19 protein-coding genes are annotated in these 20,133 nt (G+C 57.2%); 3 read left to right on the top strand and 16 right to left on the bottom strand.

The window, feature by feature from the left end:
• Nucleotides 1-23: 23 nt before the first annotated feature.
• Complete coding sequence (locus E0702_RS07655) at nt 24-1,409, bottom strand: O-antigen ligase family protein (protein ID WP_132042498.1); 1,386 nt, start codon at nt 1,407-1,409, stop codon at nt 24-26.
• Nucleotides 1,410-1,712: 303 nt separating this feature from the next.
• Here E0702_RS07655 and E0702_RS07650 point away from each other — a divergent pair, with 303 nt between their 5' ends.
• Nucleotides 1,713-2,099 carry a hypothetical protein gene (locus tag E0702_RS07650; RefSeq protein ID WP_132042496.1) on the top strand — a complete coding sequence of 129 codons (387 nt, stop codon included), beginning with the start codon at nt 1,713-1,715 and terminating at the stop codon, nt 2,097-2,099.
• A 364-nt stretch (nt 2,100-2,463) separates the two neighbouring features.
• Here the strand turns inward: E0702_RS07650 and E0702_RS07645 are convergent, their stop codons facing one another.
• The 15 genes from E0702_RS07645 to E0702_RS07575 form a co-directional block, all read right to left on the bottom strand.
• A complete protein-coding gene (locus E0702_RS07645; RefSeq protein ID WP_165927502.1) occupies nt 2,464-3,471 on the bottom strand; it encodes a hypothetical protein in 1,008 nt (335 codons plus the stop codon).
• A 122-nt stretch (nt 3,472-3,593) separates the two neighbouring features.
• Nucleotides 3,594-4,148 carry a hypothetical protein gene (locus tag E0702_RS07640; protein WP_132042492.1) on the bottom strand — a complete coding sequence of 185 codons (555 nt, stop codon included), beginning with the start codon at nt 4,146-4,148 and terminating at the stop codon, nt 3,594-3,596.
• Nucleotides 4,149-4,694: 546 nt separating this feature from the next.
• The gene (locus tag E0702_RS07635) at nt 4,695-5,531 is read right to left on the bottom strand and encodes a CsgG/HfaB family protein (protein WP_132042490.1); all 837 of its coding nucleotides are present in this window, start codon (nt 5,529-5,531) and stop codon (nt 4,695-4,697) included.
• Between the two features lie 67 nt (nt 5,532-5,598).
• Nucleotides 5,599-6,024 carry a curli assembly protein CsgF gene (locus E0702_RS07630; RefSeq protein ID WP_132042488.1) on the bottom strand — a complete coding sequence of 142 codons (426 nt, stop codon included), beginning with the start codon at nt 6,022-6,024 and terminating at the stop codon, nt 5,599-5,601.
• Nucleotides 6,025-6,114: 90 nt separating this feature from the next.
• Complete coding sequence (locus E0702_RS07625; RefSeq protein ID WP_132042486.1) at nt 6,115-6,669, bottom strand: CsgE family curli-type amyloid fiber assembly protein; 555 nt, start codon at nt 6,667-6,669, stop codon at nt 6,115-6,117.
• Nucleotides 6,645-7,349, bottom strand: a complete 705-nt coding sequence (locus tag E0702_RS07620; RefSeq protein WP_132042684.1) for a LuxR C-terminal-related transcriptional regulator — start codon at nt 7,347-7,349, stop codon at nt 6,645-6,647. The genes E0702_RS07625 and E0702_RS07620 overlap by 25 nt, the downstream gene beginning before the upstream one ends.
• Nucleotides 7,350-8,339: 990 nt before the next feature.
• The gene (locus tag E0702_RS07615) at nt 8,340-10,352 is read right to left on the bottom strand and encodes a polysaccharide biosynthesis protein (protein WP_240721696.1); all 2,013 of its coding nucleotides are present in this window, start codon (nt 10,350-10,352) and stop codon (nt 8,340-8,342) included.
• A gap of 222 nt (nt 10,353-10,574) precedes the next feature.
• Nucleotides 10,575-11,852: a Vi polysaccharide biosynthesis UDP-N-acetylglucosamine C-6 dehydrogenase TviB gene (gene tviB, locus E0702_RS07610; RefSeq protein ID WP_165927501.1), complete on the bottom strand. Its 1,278-nt coding sequence runs from the start codon at nt 11,850-11,852 to the stop codon at nt 10,575-10,577.
• Between the two features lie 126 nt (nt 11,853-11,978).
• On the bottom strand, nt 11,979-12,326 hold the full coding sequence (locus tag E0702_RS07605) for a four helix bundle protein (RefSeq protein ID WP_132042482.1): 348 nt from the start codon (nt 12,324-12,326) through the stop codon (nt 11,979-11,981).
• A 92-nt stretch (nt 12,327-12,418) separates the two neighbouring features.
• The gene (locus tag E0702_RS07600) at nt 12,419-13,759 is read right to left on the bottom strand and encodes a DegT/DnrJ/EryC1/StrS family aminotransferase (RefSeq protein WP_132042480.1); all 1,341 of its coding nucleotides are present in this window, start codon (nt 13,757-13,759) and stop codon (nt 12,419-12,421) included.
• Complete coding sequence (locus E0702_RS07595; protein WP_132042478.1) at nt 13,759-14,409, bottom strand: acetyltransferase; 651 nt, start codon at nt 14,407-14,409, stop codon at nt 13,759-13,761. The genes E0702_RS07600 and E0702_RS07595 overlap by 1 nt, the downstream gene beginning before the upstream one ends.
• Nucleotides 14,393-15,001 carry a sugar transferase gene (locus E0702_RS07590; protein WP_132042476.1) on the bottom strand — a complete coding sequence of 203 codons (609 nt, stop codon included), beginning with the start codon at nt 14,999-15,001 and terminating at the stop codon, nt 14,393-14,395. Before E0702_RS07590 ends, E0702_RS07595 begins: the two co-directional genes overlap by 17 nt.
• Before the next feature lie 42 nt (nt 15,002-15,043).
• Nucleotides 15,044-16,228 (bottom strand): glycosyltransferase family 4 protein, encoded by a 1,185-nt coding sequence (locus E0702_RS07585; protein ID WP_132042474.1) that lies wholly within the window; start codon nt 16,226-16,228, stop codon nt 15,044-15,046.
• 29 nt (nt 16,229-16,257) lie between these two features.
• Nucleotides 16,258-17,385, bottom strand: a complete 1,128-nt coding sequence (locus E0702_RS07580; RefSeq protein ID WP_132042472.1) for a glycosyltransferase family 4 protein — start codon at nt 17,383-17,385, stop codon at nt 16,258-16,260.
• Between the two features lie 68 nt (nt 17,386-17,453).
• Nucleotides 17,454-18,680 (bottom strand): hypothetical protein, encoded by a 1,227-nt coding sequence (locus E0702_RS07575; protein ID WP_132042470.1) that lies wholly within the window; start codon nt 18,678-18,680, stop codon nt 17,454-17,456.
• 135 nt (nt 18,681-18,815) lie between these two features.
• Here E0702_RS07575 and E0702_RS07570 point away from each other — a divergent pair, with 135 nt between their 5' ends.
• Both E0702_RS07570 and E0702_RS21730 read left to right on the top strand, forming a co-directional pair.
• A complete protein-coding gene (locus E0702_RS07570) occupies nt 18,816-19,349 on the top strand; it encodes a transposase (RefSeq protein ID WP_165927500.1) in 534 nt (177 codons plus the stop codon).
• Between the two features lie 336 nt (nt 19,350-19,685).
• Nucleotides 19,686-20,048: a DDE-type integrase/transposase/recombinase gene (locus E0702_RS21730; protein WP_132042467.1), complete on the top strand. Its 363-nt coding sequence runs from the start codon at nt 19,686-19,688 to the stop codon at nt 20,046-20,048.
• Nucleotides 20,049-20,133: the final 85 nt, after the last annotated feature.

Below are 20,133 nucleotides of genomic sequence, written 5' to 3'. Positions count from 1 at the left end.
CATCGACCTCGCACCATAAAGGCCTATTCCGCGGCGGGGACGGCGGTCTCGGCATCGGCATCGGGCGGCGTTTTATCGCGTGATCTGGCGCCCGACCGGATCGGTGCATGCCGATAGAACGTCCAGATCACCACCAGCCAGACGCCGTAGAGCATCACCCCCACCGCATAGGCCATGAAGCTGTAGGTCAGGCCAAAGTCGATAAAGGCGACCGGCAGCAGCAGGCCCGACACCGCAAGGGCACGGTGTCCCGGGTCGGAGTGGCTCAAGCCCGAACGAAACAGCCAGAATGGCAGCGCATAGAGGGTGATCAGCATGCCAACCCCGGGCACTCCATATTTCACCCAGGCATCGAGGAGATCATTATGGGCATGGCGGTGCGAGGCCACGGTCTCGGCGAGCTCTCCCGACTCGGCCATCGCGACCATGCGTGAATGATAGGTCCCGGCACCATGCCCCAGCAGCGGCGCCTCGAGGATCAACCGACCCGTCCCGCGCCACATCTCCAGACGGGTGCTCACCGATACCGTCTCCGTGGGTTCCCCCTCCAGATAGTGCGTCACCTCATTCACCGCCTGGGAGATCCGCTGCTGCACCCCCGTCTGCGGCACGAGATACAGCCCCGCCATCAGCGCAGCAATGGCCAGCCATAGCGACACCTGCAGCCCCCCCGACAACCTGCTGATAAACCCCCGCTGGAAGACCAGCAGGATCAACGGCATGGCGATCCAGCCCCCGCGAGTGCCCGACAGCACCGACGCCATCACCCCGCCGATGGCGCCCGCCAGCAACACCAGCAGCCACAGCGGTCGACGGGGACGCGAGAGCGCCCAGGCCACGCCGGCCAGGCAGAACATGCCGGTCAGCAGGCTGATATTGCCGTACAGAATGGCATGCAGCGGATCATGGCCGCTGGCCCGGCTCACCCCCAGCTCCAGGCGCTGCCACAGCGACCAGGCGCCGGTCAGCATGCCACCCAGCGCCACCCCGCCCCAGAACGCGGAAATCGCTGGCAGCCAGGCATGCAGGGCGACCAGGGCCAGCAGCACGGCGCCGATCGCCAATACTCGTGGCGCCACCTTGAGCAGTTCATCATGCACCCCCGCCATGATCACCAGCCCCAGGGCAATCAACAGCAGCACAATCGCCAGCCCCCAGCCACGATCACCGAACTCCCGCGGCGGCTGATCGGCCGGCCATAACCGGCGTAGCGCGGCGAACACACCGAACAGTGCAAGCCACAGCGGACCCCACCAGTAGCCCCCCGGCAACAGCACCGGCAGCACCATGGTGGCCAGCACCCCGATCCAGGTCAGGCCTGCCATCACTCCCTTTTCGCTGGCCTCACGCCTAGCCGACATGCGGTTCACATCGCCGCCTCGTATCGCCATGCCATCGCCTATTGTCATATCAGCCCTCGATCACCCTGCCATCCGCTTGGTGTGATACCCGCTCGATGCCATACCCGCTCGGTGCCATGTCAGCCGTCTTGTCGCCATGGCAGTGTCGCCATGGCTCCCCCCTCAGCCGGTACAGGCTGTGATGAGCTACCATATAGAAAAATATAGTAACAAATTGTTTCCAAGGTGACGCCTCATGATCGAAAGAGTGATAAAAATCATGCTGTCGAGAGGTACCAGGCATGGTCCAAACGGCGGCAACCTGGATATTGACCGGAAGCGCCCTACTCACAACGCCTGGAGGATGCAGCAATGAAGCTCACCACATGCCTCGCCATGGCCGCTCTGACGCTGGCCCCCTGTCAATCCGCGATCAGCAGCGATCAAGCTAACATCCACCAATACAACGGTGGCCACAATAACAGGAGCCTCGCAAACGACATGATAGCGCTGGATATCACCGGCAATGCCGACACACGCTTCACGGGCAGCGCCACCCTTTATGCTGATGGCGAGACACAGCACCATCAGCTGGATGGCAGCGTGCCTACTCACCTGACGTTCCAGGGGGAAGGTATCGACCTGGAGCTGACACAGCTGAACGCCGGCAACCTGGTCATCGAACTTAGCAAGAACGGAAATCGCAGCAGCTCCCGCGTCAGCGGGCAGGGAAGCCGCGTGCGACTCTCTGTTCGATAGGCTTCGCACTGAAATGCAATGATTGAAAAAAGGTTCTTCGCAAACTGGCGTGAATCCGTTCGGCACTGAGTATTGGGAGGCCGGGATTCATTGTAGATTGCAGGAAGCCGGAATTCATTGTGGGAGGTCGGCTCTGCCGGGCGAATGGAGGCCGAAGGCCTCCCTGAATGGGCCAGAAAAATGTGTCAAGACTTACGGGCGCCTGTCGGCGCCATCGCCCGGGGAACCCGGCCTCCCACAAGGTGGTGCCCCCAGCAGGTAGCGAAGCATCCCCCTACCGACAGGTTTTACGTCAGTCTGCAATGAATCAAAAAACCGGCCTCGCAAGAGGCCGGTTCGCTAGGATCGTAACGCCAGTGGCGATTTACTGAACGATCGAGGCGTTGTTGAAGCTGCCAGTCTGGGTGGTGGTGGCAACGTTATTGCTGCCGGTCTGAACATGCGAGGCAGTGTTCAGGAAGCCACCGGACTGGGTGATGCTGGACATGTTGTTGACGCCGCTCTGTGCCACCGAGGCGTCATCGAACCAGCCGGACTGGTTGACGTTGGAGGTGTTGTACCAGCCAGACTGGCTGATATCGGCGTCATTGTAGTAACCGGACTGCTCCACGTAGGACTCGTTCAACAACCCATACTGGGAGACGAGGGCGTAGTCGCCGGTACCGGTCTGATCGACATCGGCATAGTTAAGGCTGCCCGTCTGCCGCACATCGACATCGTTGAAGGAGCCGCCCTGATCCACATCGGTGATGTTGTGGAAACCTGACTGCTCGATATCACCGTTGCCCCCGAAACCGGTCTGGGAAACGTTGGCGATGTTCAGGCCACCGAACCAGCCACCGTTCACCTGGTCGATATTGACATCGTTGTAGGATCCGGTTTGGCTCACATTGGCAATCTGGCGGTAGCCCGACTGCTTGATATTGGAGTCATTGGAGCGGTTTGTCTGCAGCACAGTGGCGCTGTGGCGATAGCCATCCTGCTTGACCAGCGACACGTTACGCCGGCCGTACTGATCCACCGTGGCCATGTTGCGCCTGCCATCCTGCACCACGGTAGAGTCGTTGTGTGCCCCCCACTGGGTCACGTTGACGGTGTTATTACGGCCATCCTGCTCACTCACCGACTCGTTACCCCAGCCATACTGGAAGTGAGTCGCATTTTGGCTATTGCCCGCCTGCACCACAGCGGCATCGTTCCCCACAAGAATCTGCGTCACGCTGGCATTGTGGTTTCCACCTGACTGTTGATCGACGCTTGCATCGTTGCCCCAGCCGGTCTGACCGACCACGGCGGTGTTGTCGTCGCTTGCAACGGCATAGCCACTAGACATGGCAACAGCGGCAGCCAGCAGAGTCATCTTGATTTTCATGATCGATCCCCTTACGTGTTGCCCTGGCATAGCAATAGTTGTTGGCATTTACCAGGTTGTTTTATGAAGTCGCTTCAAGTAAGTCGACCCCATCGAATCAGGCAACCCACCCATGCTCTTGGTTAGTGTTGGATCACCTGAATGGCTGCCTTTCCGCGGGAGAACTGCGTCACTTCCACAGGGGTCCCACGAGAGGCGTTAACTTGCATGACATCCACCCGACCGCGGACGCCAGACTGAATAATATGGGCTTCCTTGCCGTAGCCCTTTTGCACCAGATTGGCCTCGTGGCCCTGGCCATACTGCACAATGGAGCCTTCCAGGTAGCCGCCCGACTGCAGCAGCCTGGCGTCATGTCCCGCGCCGCTCTGCATCACGAGTGCTCGGTTAACGCGACCGTCCTGGATAATCTGCGACTCATTGTTACTACCCGACTGCTGAATTCGGCTAACATGGCCGAAACCGGACTGCTCCGTTATCGCGACACTACCAGTGGAGTAGGCCGAATCTTGCGTGGCGAGCTCGGACGTCTGATGCACATCCAGGGCCGAAACCGATACGGAAACCCCCAGGGCCGCCAGACAGGCAAGACTCAAAAGTGACCTGCGAAACGCCGGATGAATGTCGGCGCAGTGCAAGGAAGGAGTCGCCGGTAATTGAGTCGCCTTGAAGGTCATGATGGTGTGCCCTGCCTGCTCGTTAAGCTTGTTACAAGTATTTACACAAACAAGACACACAGCAATCATAGGTTTACATTAATTTAAATGACTAAAAGACTCATCCTCTTTTCCTGTCGTTCATTAGATAAGCCAACAATCGCATTCAAAAGTCTGATTTTTCGACATTTTTGCAAAAAGTGCTTACTAACAAGGTTCCTCGCAAACTGGTCTGAATCCGTTCGGCAGTAAGTATTGGGAGGCTGGGGTTCACCGTGAGAGGCCGGGGTTCACCGTGAGAGGCCGGGGTTCATCGTGGGAGGCCGGCTCTGCCGGGCGAATGGCGGCCAACGGCCTCCCGGTAAGGGCACAGTACTGGGCAACACTACCAAGACGCCTGTCGGCGCCATCGCCCGGGGGACCCGGCCTCCCACAGGGGGTCTCCCCCCCAGTGGGTAGCGGAGCATCCCTCCGACCTACAGGTTTCACGTCAGTCTGTGATGAATCACAAAAAAGCCGGCCTCAAGGGGCCGGCCTGGTGTGATGCGGTAAGGAAACAATAACGCGCTACAGCATGGGAACGGGTGCGTCGCGATAGGCGGCAAACACCTCGTGATCGATATCCGCGGGGTTCTGTAGCGCCCACAGCCCCCGGTCGACCCCCTGGGTGACCAGATGAATCACCGCAGACTCGATCGCCGACATCACCGCCATCTGCACCGGCTCATTGTGGGTGTAGCCGGCCTCGGCCTCGAGCAGCCGCTGGAAGCTGATAAAACGATAGACCCCGGCCCTGATCTCGTGGGAGTAGATGGTCTTGCTGGTGGTGACATTGCCCAGCACCTCACCCGTCGCGATATCCACGGCGCGCAGGTTAACCGTTACCTGATCCACCTGATATTCGCCCGAGGCACCGATACCGAAGTACTCGGCCCCTAGCCCGCCGGTCTTCATATTGGAGTCGTAGGCGATGATGCCCCCCTCCAGCAGAACGCGCGCGGCATTCAGCGACGACAGCTCGTTCTCCCTGCCAATGCGCTCCAGATTGGCCCTGATGATTCGCCGCTCGGTCAGCAGGTTCTGAAGACCGACCCGCTCGAGGGGCACGAACCAGCCCGACTCCGCCAGTGCCGAGCTCAACATCGCCGCCCCACCCTGAGTCACCGCCGTGGAGAACGTGCTCGCGGGAGACGGGCGGTACTGCCCGGTCTGGTCGCGGAAGTCATAGACGGCGGCCAATACCGGCGCCGTGGGTTTCGGCAGCTGAGTCAGATCCTTGTAGGTCTCTGTTCGTGGCGTCAGGGTCGCCGGCGCCCCCTCAAGATGATCATAGGATGTCACCACACTGGCACAACCGCTCAGGGTCAAGAGCCCTGCCGCCATTAGCGTCGAGATCACTTTCATTCTTCTGCTCCCTGTCCCTTTTTTCTTTGTCATCCAGGCGGCCTTTTCAGGGCTGCCCAGTGTTCTATTAGAACTGACCCGTGGGTTGGCCTAGGTTTACCGTTGTCTGTTCGCCCGTCGTGCGATCCAGAATATTCATCACGAAGCCACCGCCACCCAGGCTGCGAACCCTGATTCTCAGGTTGGAACTCTCGATCTCGCTAGTACGCCCTGGCTCACCATTCACAGCATCATTAATGGCCCTTTCGACTAGGTTCGCTTCCAGATTCTGAAGGAACAGATCCGTCTCGGAAAACCCGCCGAAATCCGGGGCATTGGGATCGGTGTTGTCATCCTGGGCCTGTGCCTTGCCCAGCAGGTAGTTACCCACCAAGGGATCACCGCCGAAGGAGGGGTTGATGGGCCTGTAGATCATCTCCCCCGCGTAGGTCAGGCTCGCCGTGAATGCGACACCGGCGACGAGTGCTGCGGATACGATAAGTTTCGGTTTCATTATTACTCTCCTATACGACTCGCCTATACGAGCTGACCAGTGCGAGCTAGCTTTTGCGAGATACGCCTGCGCGAGATAAACGTGTGTGTGCTAGATTTCTTCGTCAGCCAGATCAGGGTCGTTATCGAGCGCCTGAAGAATGGACTTCCTGATAACCCGCTGCTCCACCTGTTCAATGGCCACTTCGACATAGTCGTCTACATCGCTGAGGCGCGGGGGCATCGTTGCCTCGAACACCACCTGATTATCGAGGGTAATCCAGACCTGGCTTCCCCATCTCGCCGAGGGTCTCTCGTAGACGGCCAGGTTCGCCTCCGAAATAATCGGCCTGGCGAGACTCAGCTGGCTAAACTGCCGAAAGAACGTCTTCCCCGTCATGGTGATGGTGCGATCGATCAGCACCCCGGCAATGCCGGGCTCGCCAAGCTGGAACTGCTGCTCCAACTCCTCTTCGGCCTGGCCGGGCGTCTCCGCGACCCCCTCCTCCTGTTCGGCGATGCTGTCCTGACCCCGGCTGGCCTGCCCCTGCGCCGCTCCACCCGAGTCAAGCGACACCTGAGCATGGGAGCTGACGGCCACCAGCATCAGCAGCGTAACGAGAGACGCTAGCGAGGAAGACACTACTGAAGCGAGTCGCTGTCGCATCCCTTTCCTCCCCGGCGTGTGTTCGGTTTCATCAGCGGAGGCGGGGCGCCAATATTCTGCCTGGCCCAGTTAACCGCTTGAGTTCTGTTGTGAACGTCAATCTTCTTGAAGATGTTATAGAGGTGAGACTTGACGGTGTGCTCACTCACGAACAGGGTATCGGCGATCTGCATATTGGAAGCGCCCGACCCCAGCAGCCCGATGATCTCAAGCTCCCGCTGAGTGAGCCCGCAGGCGGGGCGGTAGGAGTTCAGTGCCTGCTTTCTGAAGAACTCGATCAGCCGCGTCATCAGCGCCCGGGACATCCACAGGTGCCCCTCGAGCAGCTGGTCGATTCCCTTGCAGATCATGTCGAGGGAGTCGTGCTGATAGAACACCCCCGAGAGATGCAGAAACGTCAGCAATTCAGCGGCGTGCGCCTCATCCCGCATATTGAGGGCCGCCATGCGCACATCCTGGTTTTCGGCGACCAGCTCATGCCACTTCAGCATCAGGCTTTCGTCCATATAGCCGGCATCGATGATCACGAGCTCGGTGCCTTCCGGAAGGCGGGCTGTATTCTCATTGGGCGATAGCTGTGAAACGGAGCAGCTTATATGGTTCTTGATATAGTCAATGAATAGGGTCGACTGTGGATTCTGCTCCGAGACAAACACCACACTTCCAGTCCTTAGGTTCATGCTTATCTCCAGTATGATCGGGCTCAACCATCGTTCCGCAAGCGTCTTTAGGCCAGGTAGTAGGAAGTATGGTACGGACACCCAGCAACGTAAACCTTTGTAACAGCATGTGTACCAAAGTCACCATAATCCGGTTTGGCGGGATTTCCCCTTATCTCATAGAATCAATAAGTTACAAAAATTAACTTTAATGGCACTATTCGACCGATAAAAAATCATGAATAAAATTCAACATCCCGTGTAAACAGCCGCTTGCCCTCCCCCGCTTGCCATAAAGAGAGCCATAAGGGAGCCGAGAAGCTTGCCCTCCCCCAATGCCATAAAGGGAGCCGAGAGGGCGGCCAAACAGTGGAACTCAACAAGGAGCCACAGAGAGGCTTTCGCCACCCTGTTGGAGGCCGAGCCCCCCCGGGCGATGGCGCCGTCAGACGCCCGTAGTCTTGGCGAATGTTTCTGGCCCATTCGGGGAGGCCGTTGGCCTCCATTCGCCCGGCAAAGCCGGCCTCCCACAATGAACCCCTGGCCCTGACAAGGAACCCCGGCCTCCCACAATCAACCCCTGGCCCTGACAATGCCCCCGTCCGCCCACGCTCCGCTACCCACTGGGGGCTTCGCCACCCTGTGGGAGGCCGGGTCCTCCCGGGCGATGGCGCCGACAGGCGCCCGCTTGTCTTGGCGCATGTTTCTGGCTCATTCGGGGAGGCCGTTGGCCTCCATTCGCCCGGCAAAGCCGGCCTCCCACAATCAACCCCTGGCCCTGACAATGAATCCCGCCCGGCCCCCATGACCAGCGCGCCGAAATCTGTGGCCCAGAACGCAAGACACCCGGCGCGGGTCTCCCCGGCCGGGTGTCTTGGGTACTTGTTTGCTAACTGCATGTTTGAAAATCGTAGGTGGCACCATGCGTACCAAGGCGTGCCTCTCAACACGTGCCCTCGGCAGGCATCAACGAGGCTCGGCTTCCCGAGCTCGGCGTCTTGCCTCTTTCACTTACCCCATTAACGATCGCTTTCTGGTTCGCAGGTCTACCACCCTGGCGGTCTGATCCGCGCTGAGGTCTTCCGTCTGGTGGCCGGCCTGCTGCGCCTGCCACAGCAGGTCCTCGACCTCGCCAGTCGGTTGGTAGCCGGTAGGCGCTTCCAGCAGGAGCTCACGCAGGGCCGGGTAGTCGAAACGGTAACAGGCCTCCAGCAGGCGCTCGAGCAGTTGGCGCATCTCTCGCCAGGCGATCGAGACCTCGTTGGCGGTCATGATCCGCGGGTGACGCGTCGCCCCGGGGTTATCGCCGATCAGCAGCTCTTCATACAGCTTCTCGCCGGGGCGCAGGCCGGTGAAGACGATCTCGATATCGCCCTGCCGGTGGTTCTCCTGCCCCTCGATCACCTCATCGCGGTCGGGGAACGCCGGCTCCAGGCCGGAGAGGCGCACCATCTGGCCCGCCAGCTCGGCGATCTTGACCGGCTCGCCCATATCCAGCACGAACACATCGCCGCCGCGCGCCATGGCCCCCGCCTGAATGACCAGCTGGGCGGCCTCGGGAATGGTCATGAAGTAACGGGTGATATCGGGATGGGTCACGGTAAGCGGCCCGCCCGCCTCGATCTGGCGACGGAACAGCGGAACCACCGAGCCACTGGAGCCCAGCACATTTCCGAAACGCACCATGGAGAACAGCGTGCCGTGCGATTCGCCGCCGAGTGCCTGGCACACCAGCTCGGCCAGCCGCTTGCTGGCCCCCATCACGTTGGTGGGGCGCACCGCCTTGTCGGTGGAGACCAGCACGAAGGCCTCGACCCCACTGGCGATCGCCGCCTCGGCGCAGGCATGGGTGCCCATCACGTTGTTCAGCAGCCCCTCCACCACATTGTGCTCCACCATGGGCACATGCTTGTAGGCCGCCGCATGGTAGACAGTCTGCACGCCGAACTGCGTCATCACCGCCTCGAGGCGGGCCTGGTGCTGCACCGACCCCAGCAGCGCCTTCAGCGGCACCGAGAGGCCCTCGCGGGCCAACAGGCCCAGCAGGTCCTGCTCCACGTGGTAGAGGTTGTACTCCGAGACCTCCAGCAGGATCAGCTGGCGAGGCCCCTGGCGCAGGATCTGGCGACACAGCTCGCTGCCGATGGAGCCCCCGGCGCCGGTCACCATCACCACCTTATCGCGGATATTGGCGCCCATCAGGGTGGCATCCGGCGGCACCGGATCACGGCCCAGCAGATCCTCCACCGCCACATCACGCACCTCGTTGATCTTGGCCAGGCCCTGGATCACATCCTTCATGCCGGGGATGCTCTGCACCGGCACGCTGAGCGGCTCCAGGCTCTCGAGAATCTCGCGCCGCCTTGCCCGGCTGCTGCTGGGAATGGCCATCAGCACCTTCTGGATGCCGTAGTTATCGATCAGGCTCGGTATTGCCTGGGGTGGGTAGACCTTCAGCCCCTCGATAAAGGCGCGATGCAGCCCCTGGGCATCATCCACGAAGGCGCAGGGCTCATACTCATGCCCCTGACGCAGCGACACCACCAGCTGACGACCCGCCGAGCCGGCACCGTAGATCAGCACCCGGGTCTTGTGGCGCAGCTGCCCCCGTAGATAGATCGCCCGCAGGAAGAACCGCACCCCGCCGATGGTCAGCATCGCCAGCATGGCGTAGATAAAGGGCACCGAGCGCGGCACCGGCAGATTCAGCAGCACGTTGATCACCGCCAGGGAAATCGCCGAGCCGGCCACTCCCGCCAGCACCGCCTTCACCGCCTTCTGGTTCATATAGCGGATCACCGCGCGGTAGAACCCCACGCGAATGAAGATCAACAGGCTCACCGGAATCATCACCGGCAGCACCAGCCACACCTCCGGCTGGGTCATAAAGGCCAGGCTATCCAGACGCAGCAGCATGGCCGTGGCGAAGCTGAAGATGATCAGCACCACATCCGCCAGCAGCTGCACCAGGCGCTTCTGGGTGCGTGGCAGCCGGAACAGCGGGTAAAACAACTTTATCAGCACAGAACGGTCCTTCTCATTCCCACTCCAGGATGCATAGGATCCAGGAGACATGGGATAAGGTGAGCAAGGTGGGGAATCGCGGAATAATAGCAGCCGATGGCGCCAGCATTCAGCCGCTAGTAACGCCAGGAAAGTGACACGCCGTGTAAGAGATGTCGTACACGGCGTGCGAGAGTCACCACAGCTGAGTGAAACGCTACAGCTACGTTAACTGCGACATCATTACAGCCTGAGATCGACCTGGGTCTTGTCGAGCGCGTACTTCAGATCGTACAGAACCTGCTCGGGCTTGCCCCAGGCACGAATGCCCTCGGCACCCAGTTCGCAGAACTCGCGGTGAGCCACGGCCAGGATGGTGGCATCGTAGGCGCCCTCTTCCGGTGTTTCCACCGGGCGAATGCCATACTCCACCTCGGCCTCATCGCCATTGACCTGGGGATCGAAGACATCCACCCGGACGTTGTACTCGGCAAGCTCATTGAGGATATCGACCACCCGGGTATTGCGTAGATCCGGGCAGTTCTCCTTGAAGGCCAGGCCCAACACCAGCACCCGGGCACCGTCTACATGGATGCGCCGCTTGATCATCTGCTTGACCAGCTGGCTTGCCACATAGGCGCCCATGCCATCGTTGAGCCGGCGCCCGGCCAGGATCATCTCGGGGTGGTAGCCCACCTGCTGGGCCCTGTGGGTCAGGTAGTAGGGGTCCACGCCGATGCAGTGACCGCCCACCAACCCCGGCCGAAACGGCAGGAAGTTCCACTTGGTACCGGCCGCCTCCAGCACCTCTTCGGTATCGATCCCCAAACGATTGAAGATCACCGCCAGCTCGTTGATCAGGGCGATATTCACATCGCGCTGGGTGTTCTCGATCACCTTGGCGGCCTCGGCCACGGCGATGGAGCTGGCCTGGTGGGTACCGGCGGTGATCACCCGGCGATAGAGGGCATCCACGAACTCGGCCACCTCCGGTGTGGAGCCCGAGGTCACCTTCTTGATGGTAGTAACGCGGTGCTCCTTGTCGCCCGGGTTGATACGCTCCGGGCTATACCCGGCATAGAAGTCCTGGTTGTAGGTCAGCCCCGAGACCCGCTCCACCACCGGAATGCAGGCCTCCTCGGTGGCACCGGGGTAGACGGTGGATTCATAGATCACCACATCGCCCTGCCCCACCACCTGGCCCAAGGTCTCACTGGCACGAACCAGCGGCGTGAGATCCGGCCGGCGGCTGGCATCGATGGGGGTCGGCACGGTCACGATATAGACGTTGCACTCCCGAAGCGCCTCCAGCTCGCTCGAGAACGACAGCTGGCTCGCCTGCGCCAGCAGCTCCGGCTCCACCTCCAGGGTGTGATCCACCCCATCACGCAACTCACCGATGCGCCGGGCATTGATATCGAACCCCACGGTGGGCAGCACCTTGCCAAACTCCACCGCCAGCGGCAGCCCCACATAGCCCAGGCCAATCACGCCCAGGCGCACGTTATCCAGATTCAACATGGTTGATGTCCTTGATTGAAATAGATGGGAAAGGGGCGAGGGGCGAGGGGCGAGGGGCGAGGGGCGAGGGGCGAGGGGCGAGGGGCGAGGGGCGAGGAGCAATATCCCTCAAATTTAGGCCCTCGACTATCCTTGCTTACGGAAGTGGTTCATCAGACCGTAAAGCATTCTGGAAAGCTCATGAGTCTCTTCAACCCATAGCTTGCCTACTTGGCGGTCGATATAGCCGATCTGGGTGCCGATGTAGATTTGTGTACGCAGCTCACCACAAGAGCCCTTGGCATAATTCAGAAAGCGAATGCGATCTTTCTCGCCGATACGCTCATAGCCCTCAGCGATATTGCTGGCGATGGACAACGATGAGCGAGTGATTTGATCCTTGAAGCCAAAATCTCTTGAGTCCGAGAAGTGCTGGTAAATATTCGTGCTCAGGCGCGCGGCACGCTTCCAAACCTCCAAGTCCTCAAACCGCATGTCCGCTCCCCCATACTGACTTCATACCATCAGCATAGGCCAGCCCCACCAATCACTCGATTCTCGCCCCTCGCTTCCTCGCCCCTACCCGCTCACTTCCTCGTCCCGCGCCCCTCGTACCTCTTTTTCCTCGCCCCTCGCCCCTCGCTTCCTCGCCCCTCGTCCCTCTCTTCCTCGCTCCTCGCTCCTCGCTCCTCTCTTCCTCGCCCCTCGTACCTCGTACCTCGCCCCTCAGCCCCCGCCTCTTCCATCACCTCACGAATCATCTCGCAGGTCTTGTCGATCTCGGCCTCGGTTAGCGTGGGGTGGCACAGAAACATCAGGCTGGTCTCACCCAGCTCCCGCGCCACGGGCAAGCGGTGTTCGGGCCGCCAGCCAGGGTTACCCGAATAACCATCGAAGGCCTTTTCGAGATAGACCTCGGAACACGAGCCCGAGAAGCACGGCACACCCCGCTCGACGATTGCCGCCTGGATACGATCGCGATCCCAGCCTTCGGCCAGTTTTTCCGGTTCCACAAACACATAGCACTTGTAGGCCGCATGCTCGATATGCTCGGGAATCGGCGGCACCCGTAGACCAGGGCACTCGTTGGCCGCCTGCCAGATACGCTGGGCGTTGGCCTGGCGCGCCCCCTTCCACTGCGGCATGCGAGCCAGCTGAATGCGACCGATGGCGGCCTGCATCTCGGTCAGCCGCCAGTTGGTACCAAAGCTTTCGTGGAGCCAGCGGAAACCCGGTGGGTGTTCGCGCTCGTACACCGCCTCCCAGCTCTTGCCATGGTCCTTGTAGGCCCACATCCTGCGCCACAGCGCCTCATCGCTGGTGGTGACCATGCCCCCTTCCCCACCAGTGGTCATGATCTTGTCCTGACAGAACGACCAGCAGCCCACGTGGCCGATGCTGCCCACGCTGCGACCCCGATAGGTGGCGCCATGAGCCTGGGCGCAGTCCTCAATCACAGTGAGGCCGTGCTTCTCGGCCAGCGCCATCTGCTCATCCATCTCACATGGCCAGCCTGCCAGATGCACGGCGAGTATCGCGCGGGTATTTGGCGTGATCTTTTCGGCCACCGTAGCGGCAGTAATATTCTGGGAGTCACGATCCACATCGGCAAACACCGGCACCGCACCGGCAGTGACGATGCTGGAAGCAGACGCCAGGAACGTACGCGAGGTAACGATCACCTCATCGCGGCCCCGACCATCACCCTCTCCAATTCCCAGCCCCTTCAAGGCGAGATCCAGCGCGGTGGTGCCATTGGAAACGGCGATGGCGTACTCGGTTTGGGCGAAGCGGGCAAACTCATGCTCGAACTCGCGGCCTTCCTGGCCGGTCCAGTAGTTCACCTGGTTGGAGAGCAGCACCCGCTGCACTGCCTCGGCCTCTTCTTCCGTAAAGGAGGGCCAGGGCGAAAAGGGTCCGTTTAGCATCAAAACTCCTTCAGCTTGCGGAGTGTTTTAGGCGGGTTGCCAACTACCAGAGTATTGGCGGGTAGATTTTTCCTAATAACACTTCCCATACCTATCATGGCGCCTTGAGAAACTTTTACCCCTTGCTGAACAGCAGTCATAGCACCTATTTCCACACCATGCTCGATTAAAACGCTCCCGCCAAGCATTACCTTTGGAGATATAGTGACGAACTCACCAATTTTAACATCATGACCGATACTGCAAGCTTTGTTTACAATGCAGTGGCTTCCAATGACAATGTCAGCAGTACATATGGTACCAGCACATACTATCGTTCCTGGGCCGATATCTAACGAATCATCCTCCAGGATAGCGGCAGGATCTACTAAGGTAGCAAAGTCAGGCGACCTAACTTGAGACATCTTTTCAACGACAATCTTTCTCACTCTAGGCGATGCTATTGCAATCACAAATTTACAGAAAGAATATTCAGGCCAATCTAAAATTCTTCCGAGAACTGGGTAGTTGAAAACTATACTACCAGGCTCAATCCCATCATCCAAAAAGCCTTTGACATTTAATCCAAGACGGCGTGAAAGCCAGGCAACTTCTTTTCCGAATCCACTTGCTCCTACAATGACCAAGTCTGAACTATTTTCGTGATCCACGATGACTCCCCTCAAACTTTGGCATAGGAACCTCTTTACTACTGCTGATACCTTCCCGAGACAGCACCTTCCTGATGGTTGCCAATATTATCTTGATATCTAAAAAAAACGTGTGGTTATCGACATACCAAATATCAAGATCGAATTTTTCTTCCCACGATATTGAGTTTCTACCATTTACTTGTGCCCAGCCCGTCACACCAGGCCTAACTTCATGCCTTCTTGTCTGATGGGCGTTGTAAAGTGGCAAATACTCCATTCTAAGCGGCCGTGGCCCCACCACACTCATGTCACCCTTCAACACATTCCAGAGCTCGGGCAGCTCATCCAGGCTCGTGGAGCGCAAGAAACGGCCAAAGGGCGTGATTCGCTCGGAGTCAGGCAGCGGATTGCCATTTTCATCATAGGTATCGCGCATGGTGCGGAACTTGATCATTTCGAAGGGTTTGCCGTTCAGGCCGGGGCGCGCCTGACGAAACAAAACTGGCGAACCTAGCCTGACGCGGATTATCACCGCAACAACCATCATCAACGGAGATAGTATTAACAAGCCGAACAACGATGCAAAAACATCAAAACCACGTTTCAACATAATATGGATTAGCTCTTTCCATGACTGATGAGCTGTATCGGTTTAAGTGTTACTGGAAATGTCCGGTGTAGACCTATCCGTAATGCCCATCGCCTCCAGCATCACTGCGTTAACCTTTTGCACATCATATTTTTCTTCGGCTATCGCACGTGAGCGCTGTCCCATCCTCTCGATCAGGGCCGGCTGATCGATAAATTTCAACATCGCCTCGACCAGAGCATCCACGGACTTCACCGGCACCAAGTAACCATTGTCACCCTCTACCACCGTCTCCCGGCAGCCGGGTGCATCAGTGGTGATAATAGGCCGGCCCATGGCCATAGCCTCTAGCACAGTTCGCGGCGTACCTTCTCGGTAACTTGGCAGTACATAGACACTAGCATCGGCAATCGCCGGGCGCACATCATCGAGCTTGCCCAGGTAATCGATATGCCCCGCCGCGATCCAAGCATCCAGCTCATGGAGCGTAATGGAATCCGGATTGGCGTCGATATCACCTACCACCTTGAAACTGATTTCCGGATGGCGCTCACGCACACACGCAGCGGCTTCCACATACTCGCGAATGCCTTTGTCACCCAGCAGGCGAGCGATTAGCAAGAAGCTGGGGTTGCCCTTGGGCAGCGGAACCTGCGTGAATCGTGACGTATCGATGCCCGAGCCGTTCACAACCTTGGAACGCACTTGCTGGCTAAGAAGCCCAAGTTGCTTGAACAGCGCCTCATCATCGGGGTTCTGGAAGAACACAAGGTTGGCTCGCTTCAGCGACTGACGATAGAGCCCACGAACCATGAGTTGTATCAGCCCTCGCTTGCCCCGTGCTTCTCCAGTGAAGGCATATCCCAGTCCGGTAATAAGCGCATAGCGTTTGGGCACCTTGGCAAGCCTGGCCGCCAGGGTACCGTAGATCACTGGCTTAATAGTATAGCCCAGCACCATATCAGGCTTGATCTCGCGGAAGAGATGGTAGAGAAAGCGAAGCGCCTTCAGGTCTCTCAGCGGGTTGGTACCCGTGCGCTGCATAGGCACATCATGGGTGATGACACCCCAGACTTCAAGCTGTGCCTGAGTTTCCAAATCAGAGTTAAAGCCAGGGGCAACTGCATGGACTTCAAGGCCTGCATCACAAAGGGCTTTGACCAAGGGGCCGCGAAAGTTTATAAGGGAGCGCGGGAGGCCAGCTAAAATCACGACCCGAAAAACAGGGGTGCATGCATCATTTTGCATAAAGATATCTATCTTAAAATAAAATAACTTTAGTCGATAAGCGATGTGTAAAGATGGTAGTAACGACGACTGATCACTTCCATAGTGAAATGTTCACGAATACGGAAAGCAGCCGCTTTACCCAGTGCCAATCTTTCAGCGTGAGGAAGGGACAGCATAGCATTGAGCTTCTCGGCAAGCTGATCGGGTTTAGCAGCAGGCACCACCCAATCAGGGTTATTCAAAAGGTAGGCCGCGTCGCCTACATCCGTCGTTACACAGGGCAACCCCACGGCCATTGCCTCACCCAGTACATTGGGAAACCCTTCAGTAATAGAGTGTAGGCAAAAAACATCACTGGCTTTTAGGCAGGCGGTGGCATCGTTGCGTTCTCCCAACAGATAAAAAGCATCTTTATGGCCAGTTGCATCAATCAATGCCATAAGTTGCGAGTTAGCACACTCAAGACCTCGCCCAACAAGCATAAATCTCACATCACCACGCAGTTCTGCCACCTTGGCTGCTGCTTCAATAAAAGTCCTGTGGTCTTTGACTGGATTATACCGGCCAACGGATACCACCAACGTGCACGCATGGCTTATACCTAGCTCATCTCGAACGCGGGTGCCTGGGTCATGCGTAACCAACAGCTTATCAAGGTCAAAACCGTTGGGTATCACCTGCATTTTATCCGATGCATAGCCAACCGCCTCATGTACCTGACGAGACGCATCTGCCGCACAGATAATCACACGCGGCAATCGCCATGACAGCAAGGCACAAAGCTTTCGAATCAACAAGGTAACTTTACTGCCTCCTTTGTGAATATCAGTACTGCGAATGCACCAGATCAAGTTTTTCATTCCGATGCTGCGTGCGGCCAGTCCACCCAGCAGATCGGCATGGTACATCCAAGTATGAACAATATCGGGACGCAGCTGCAGCAACAACTTCCGTAACTTAAAAAATGCTGCAAGCCCCGTAGTGATACCCGACATGCCTAAGCAGTAAACTTTCACTCCCTGTTTACTTAAAGAGTCACCCAGTACACCTTGATCTGTTAATGAAATCACGCTATGAACTATCTCCGGCTGCCCCCCATGAGCCTCAATAAGTCTCTTGAGCATCAGCTCAGCGCCACCCACATTTAAACCGATGATAACATGTACGGCCTTCATTGAGCCTCTCGAAAATTATTGGCACAGCTAAAAAAAACACCTGAAACAAGCAACCCGCACTTAGCACATCAGGAAAGTGAAGGTCCTGCTTTTACATTCTTAAAACTAGCATTATTATAGTATAATTGAGTTCTAGACCCAGCAATAACAATACATGCCATGACAAACCAAAGCATAGGATAGTTTATTTTAATTTTTGTAGACAAAATCATTATAAGCACGCATGCCGCGATCCAACCGCGAGAATATAAAACACTTACAACAACTATCAAAAAAACAAGCAACTCACCTATACCACCATATGACAAAAGAAACAAAAAAACACCTGTATCATTAGCAGCGAATGAAGCCTCACCGTAGCTCAAAGATCCATATAAAAAGTTTCGTAGAATAAAAATATTATCAACCACCTGAAATCTACCATCTAAGCCTGAAAAATCTGAAGACAACCTCCGCTCAACTTCCGGAAATATCACATAAGCAGCGACTAGAAACAAAGGGGCTAAAAACCATACAGTTCTTCTCTCTCTCACTACAAATAAAGCAAAGACCAGAAACAAAAAAGAGAGAACGATGCCAAACAAGCTAAAACTCAACACCATAGAAGCCAATGCAAATATTAGAATGCGGTCGAGTTTTCTCACTGCTAAAAACCTAACCGCCGCGAGGGAGAATAAATAAGTGCTATAAGATCCAGGCTCGTTAAAAAGTCCGGTAAATCTTGGCACACGCTCACCGTCTAGTAGCATTCCTTTTTGGGAGGAGTATCTTTGTGTGTCGCCGGTCACAGGCTCTAGGAAATCCAAATACTCCCCAAAAGTAAACCAATAAACCACTTGAAGTAGATAAAAGAAGATATGGATAGAAATCACAAGGCCTAGCACATCTGTAAGAAGCCTTGGATTGTTTGAAAAAACAAAAAAAGCACCACAAACTGTAAAAACAGTAACCACGAAAGAAAATAGCGGAGAATACGAAGAGTGACTATATATTGAAACAAAAGAGTGATATGTAAAAAAGAAAAAAACCGCCACCAGGAAAAGAATCATGCGAGGAGAAAAGAATATGCGAGAAAGGCCTGTGGCCAACAACAAAACACTTCCGAAGACTGTTAACAGTGACGCACCAATCGTGTGGAAATAAAAGCTTTGCAAGCTTATTAAAAAAACAGCCACAACGGAAGATATTTTCATAACTCCTGTGTTTTTGGCATACCTTTTTAACATTAAAAACTGCCTTTTATAGCTTTCTAAATGATTAACGTGAACACCGAAGACTGCCTTACCTGGATTCATAGAATAACCGCAGCACTTTGGACCACCCGGTAGAAGCAGGAGGGCCAGCGCTGGTACCCTTCCCCCCACTGTCACGCTAGTTGGAGTATCAGCGGCTGTTAGACTCTGAACCATATGGGGCGTGATGAGGTTCCGATGAAGTACTCCGACGAGCGCCGGGAGGCCATCCTCAAGAAGCTGCTCCCGCCGCACAACCGCACGGTGGCAGAAGTGGCCCAGGAAGAAGGCATCTCCGCTGCGACACTGTACAACTGGCGCAAGAAGGCTCGGCAAGCAGGCCGTTTGCTACCTGACCAGAGCGATGATCCCGAAGGCTGGAGCTCGCAGGACAAGTTCCACGCCGTTCTGGAGACAGCGGCCCTCAGCGAGGCTGAGCGTGCTGAATACTGCCGGCAGCGTGGCCTCTATCCCGAGCAGATCCAGCGCTGGCGTGCGAGCTGTGAAGGCGCTAACGACCGAAGCGATGCCGCCACCAAGCAGCAGAGTGAAGCACGCAAGGCGGAACGCCAGGAGAACAAGGAACTCAAGCGCGAGCTCCGCCGCAAGGAGGCCGCGCTCGCCGAAACCGCTGCCCTGTTGACGCTGCGAAAAAAGGCCCGAGCGATCTGGGGGACGAGGACGAATGATCAGCACCACAGATCGCCAGGACGCCATACAGCTGATCGATGAGGCGCGTGCCCAAGGGGCACGCCTGCAGTCGGCATGCGCTGAACTCGGCATCGGCACCAACACGTATCGCCGCTGGGTGCGGGGCGATCAGGATCGCCGGCCTCAAGCGGTGCGGCCTGTCCCGCGTCATGCCCTATCGCCGGAGGAGTGCGGAGTCTGTCAACATAGTTGCCATATAAAATGACTTCAGCTCTTTAAAATCCTGCGGCCTGTGGCACTGGGTCCCGTTCGGGATTTAGGTGCACTACATCCGGCAGGCTGAGTTTCCGGATGTAACCTGACCACCGTGGCCGCGCTCGCGCTCCACGTCCCAAGGGCGACCCCCAGCGACACCGGGTGACACGCCCCAATGCCTGTTGGAGCTGGGACGTGACCTACTTACCGACCCAGGTGCGTGGGCAGTTCTACTACCTGTATATGATCGTCGACATCTACAGTCGCAAGATCGTCGATGCCGAGGTCTTCGACCAGGAGTCCATGGCCAATAGCAGCGAGGTAATCCAGCGTGCCGTGCTGCGCGAAGGCTGCATCAACCAGCCACTGGTATTACACGCCGATAGTAATACTACAGATACCAGATCTAATTGGATTAGACCGGTTCTTAAAAACCAAGCTAACCTTTGCAAGTCTGGTGTCGTTGAGACTCTGAGGTTGCCTGACTCACACGCCGATAGACTGACACCCATGTCCTTCCATTGACCCGTCGGCACCTCAGATTTTTCGACGACGAGGGTTCACCTCTCGTCGATGCCTGTGACCCAAGAAGGGCCTGACTGCCTGTCTC

This window comes from Halomonas marinisediminis (assembly GCF_004347715.1).
Lineage (GTDB): Bacteria > Pseudomonadota > Gammaproteobacteria > Pseudomonadales > Halomonadaceae > Halomonas > Halomonas icarae.
This window is presented reverse-complemented; position numbering and strand designations above follow the sequence as displayed.

Bases quoted from the DNA above. Each gene is read 5' to 3' on its own strand.
- E0702_RS07580 (WP_132042472.1), bottom strand. From the start codon at position 17,385: ATGAAGGCCGTACATGTTATCATCGGTTTAAATGTGGGTGGCGCTGAG.
- E0702_RS07645 (WP_165927502.1), bottom strand. From the start codon at position 3,471: ATGAAAATCAAGATGACTCTGCTGGCTGCCGCTGTTGCCATGTCTAGT.
- E0702_RS07585 (WP_132042474.1), bottom strand. From the start codon at position 16,228: ATGCAAAATGATGCATGCACCCCTGTTTTTCGGGTCGTGATTTTAGCT.
- E0702_RS07620 (WP_132042684.1), bottom strand. From the start codon at position 7,349: ATGAACCTAAGGACTGGAAGTGTGGTGTTTGTCTCGGAGCAGAATCCA.
- E0702_RS07625 (WP_132042486.1), bottom strand. From the start codon at position 6,669: ATGCGACAGCGACTCGCTTCAGTAGTGTCTTCCTCGCTAGCGTCTCTC.
- E0702_RS07655 (WP_132042498.1), bottom strand. From the start codon at position 1,409: ATGACAATAGGCGATGGCATGGCGATACGAGGCGGCGATGTGAACCGC.
- E0702_RS07600 (WP_132042480.1), bottom strand. From the start codon at position 13,759: ATGCTAAACGGACCCTTTTCGCCCTGGCCCTCCTTTACGGAAGAAGAG.
- E0702_RS07630 (WP_132042488.1), bottom strand. From the start codon at position 6,024: ATGAAACCGAAACTTATCGTATCCGCAGCACTCGTCGCCGGTGTCGCA.
- E0702_RS07570 (WP_165927500.1), top strand. From the start codon at position 18,816: ATGAAGTACTCCGACGAGCGCCGGGAGGCCATCCTCAAGAAGCTGCTC.
- E0702_RS07640 (WP_132042492.1), bottom strand. From the start codon at position 4,148: ATGACCTTCAAGGCGACTCAATTACCGGCGACTCCTTCCTTGCACTGC.
- E0702_RS07590 (WP_132042476.1), bottom strand. From the start codon at position 15,001: ATGTTGAAACGTGGTTTTGATGTTTTTGCATCGTTGTTCGGCTTGTTA.
- E0702_RS07605 (WP_132042482.1), bottom strand. From the start codon at position 12,326: ATGCGGTTTGAGGACTTGGAGGTTTGGAAGCGTGCCGCGCGCCTGAGC.
- E0702_RS07650 (WP_132042496.1), top strand. From the start codon at position 1,713: ATGAAGCTCACCACATGCCTCGCCATGGCCGCTCTGACGCTGGCCCCC.
- E0702_RS07575 (WP_132042470.1), bottom strand. From the start codon at position 18,680: ATGAATCCAGGTAAGGCAGTCTTCGGTGTTCACGTTAATCATTTAGAA.
- tviB (WP_165927501.1), bottom strand. From the start codon at position 11,852: ATGTTGAATCTGGATAACGTGCGCCTGGGCGTGATTGGCCTGGGCTAT.
- E0702_RS07635 (WP_132042490.1), bottom strand. From the start codon at position 5,531: ATGAAAGTGATCTCGACGCTAATGGCGGCAGGGCTCTTGACCCTGAGC.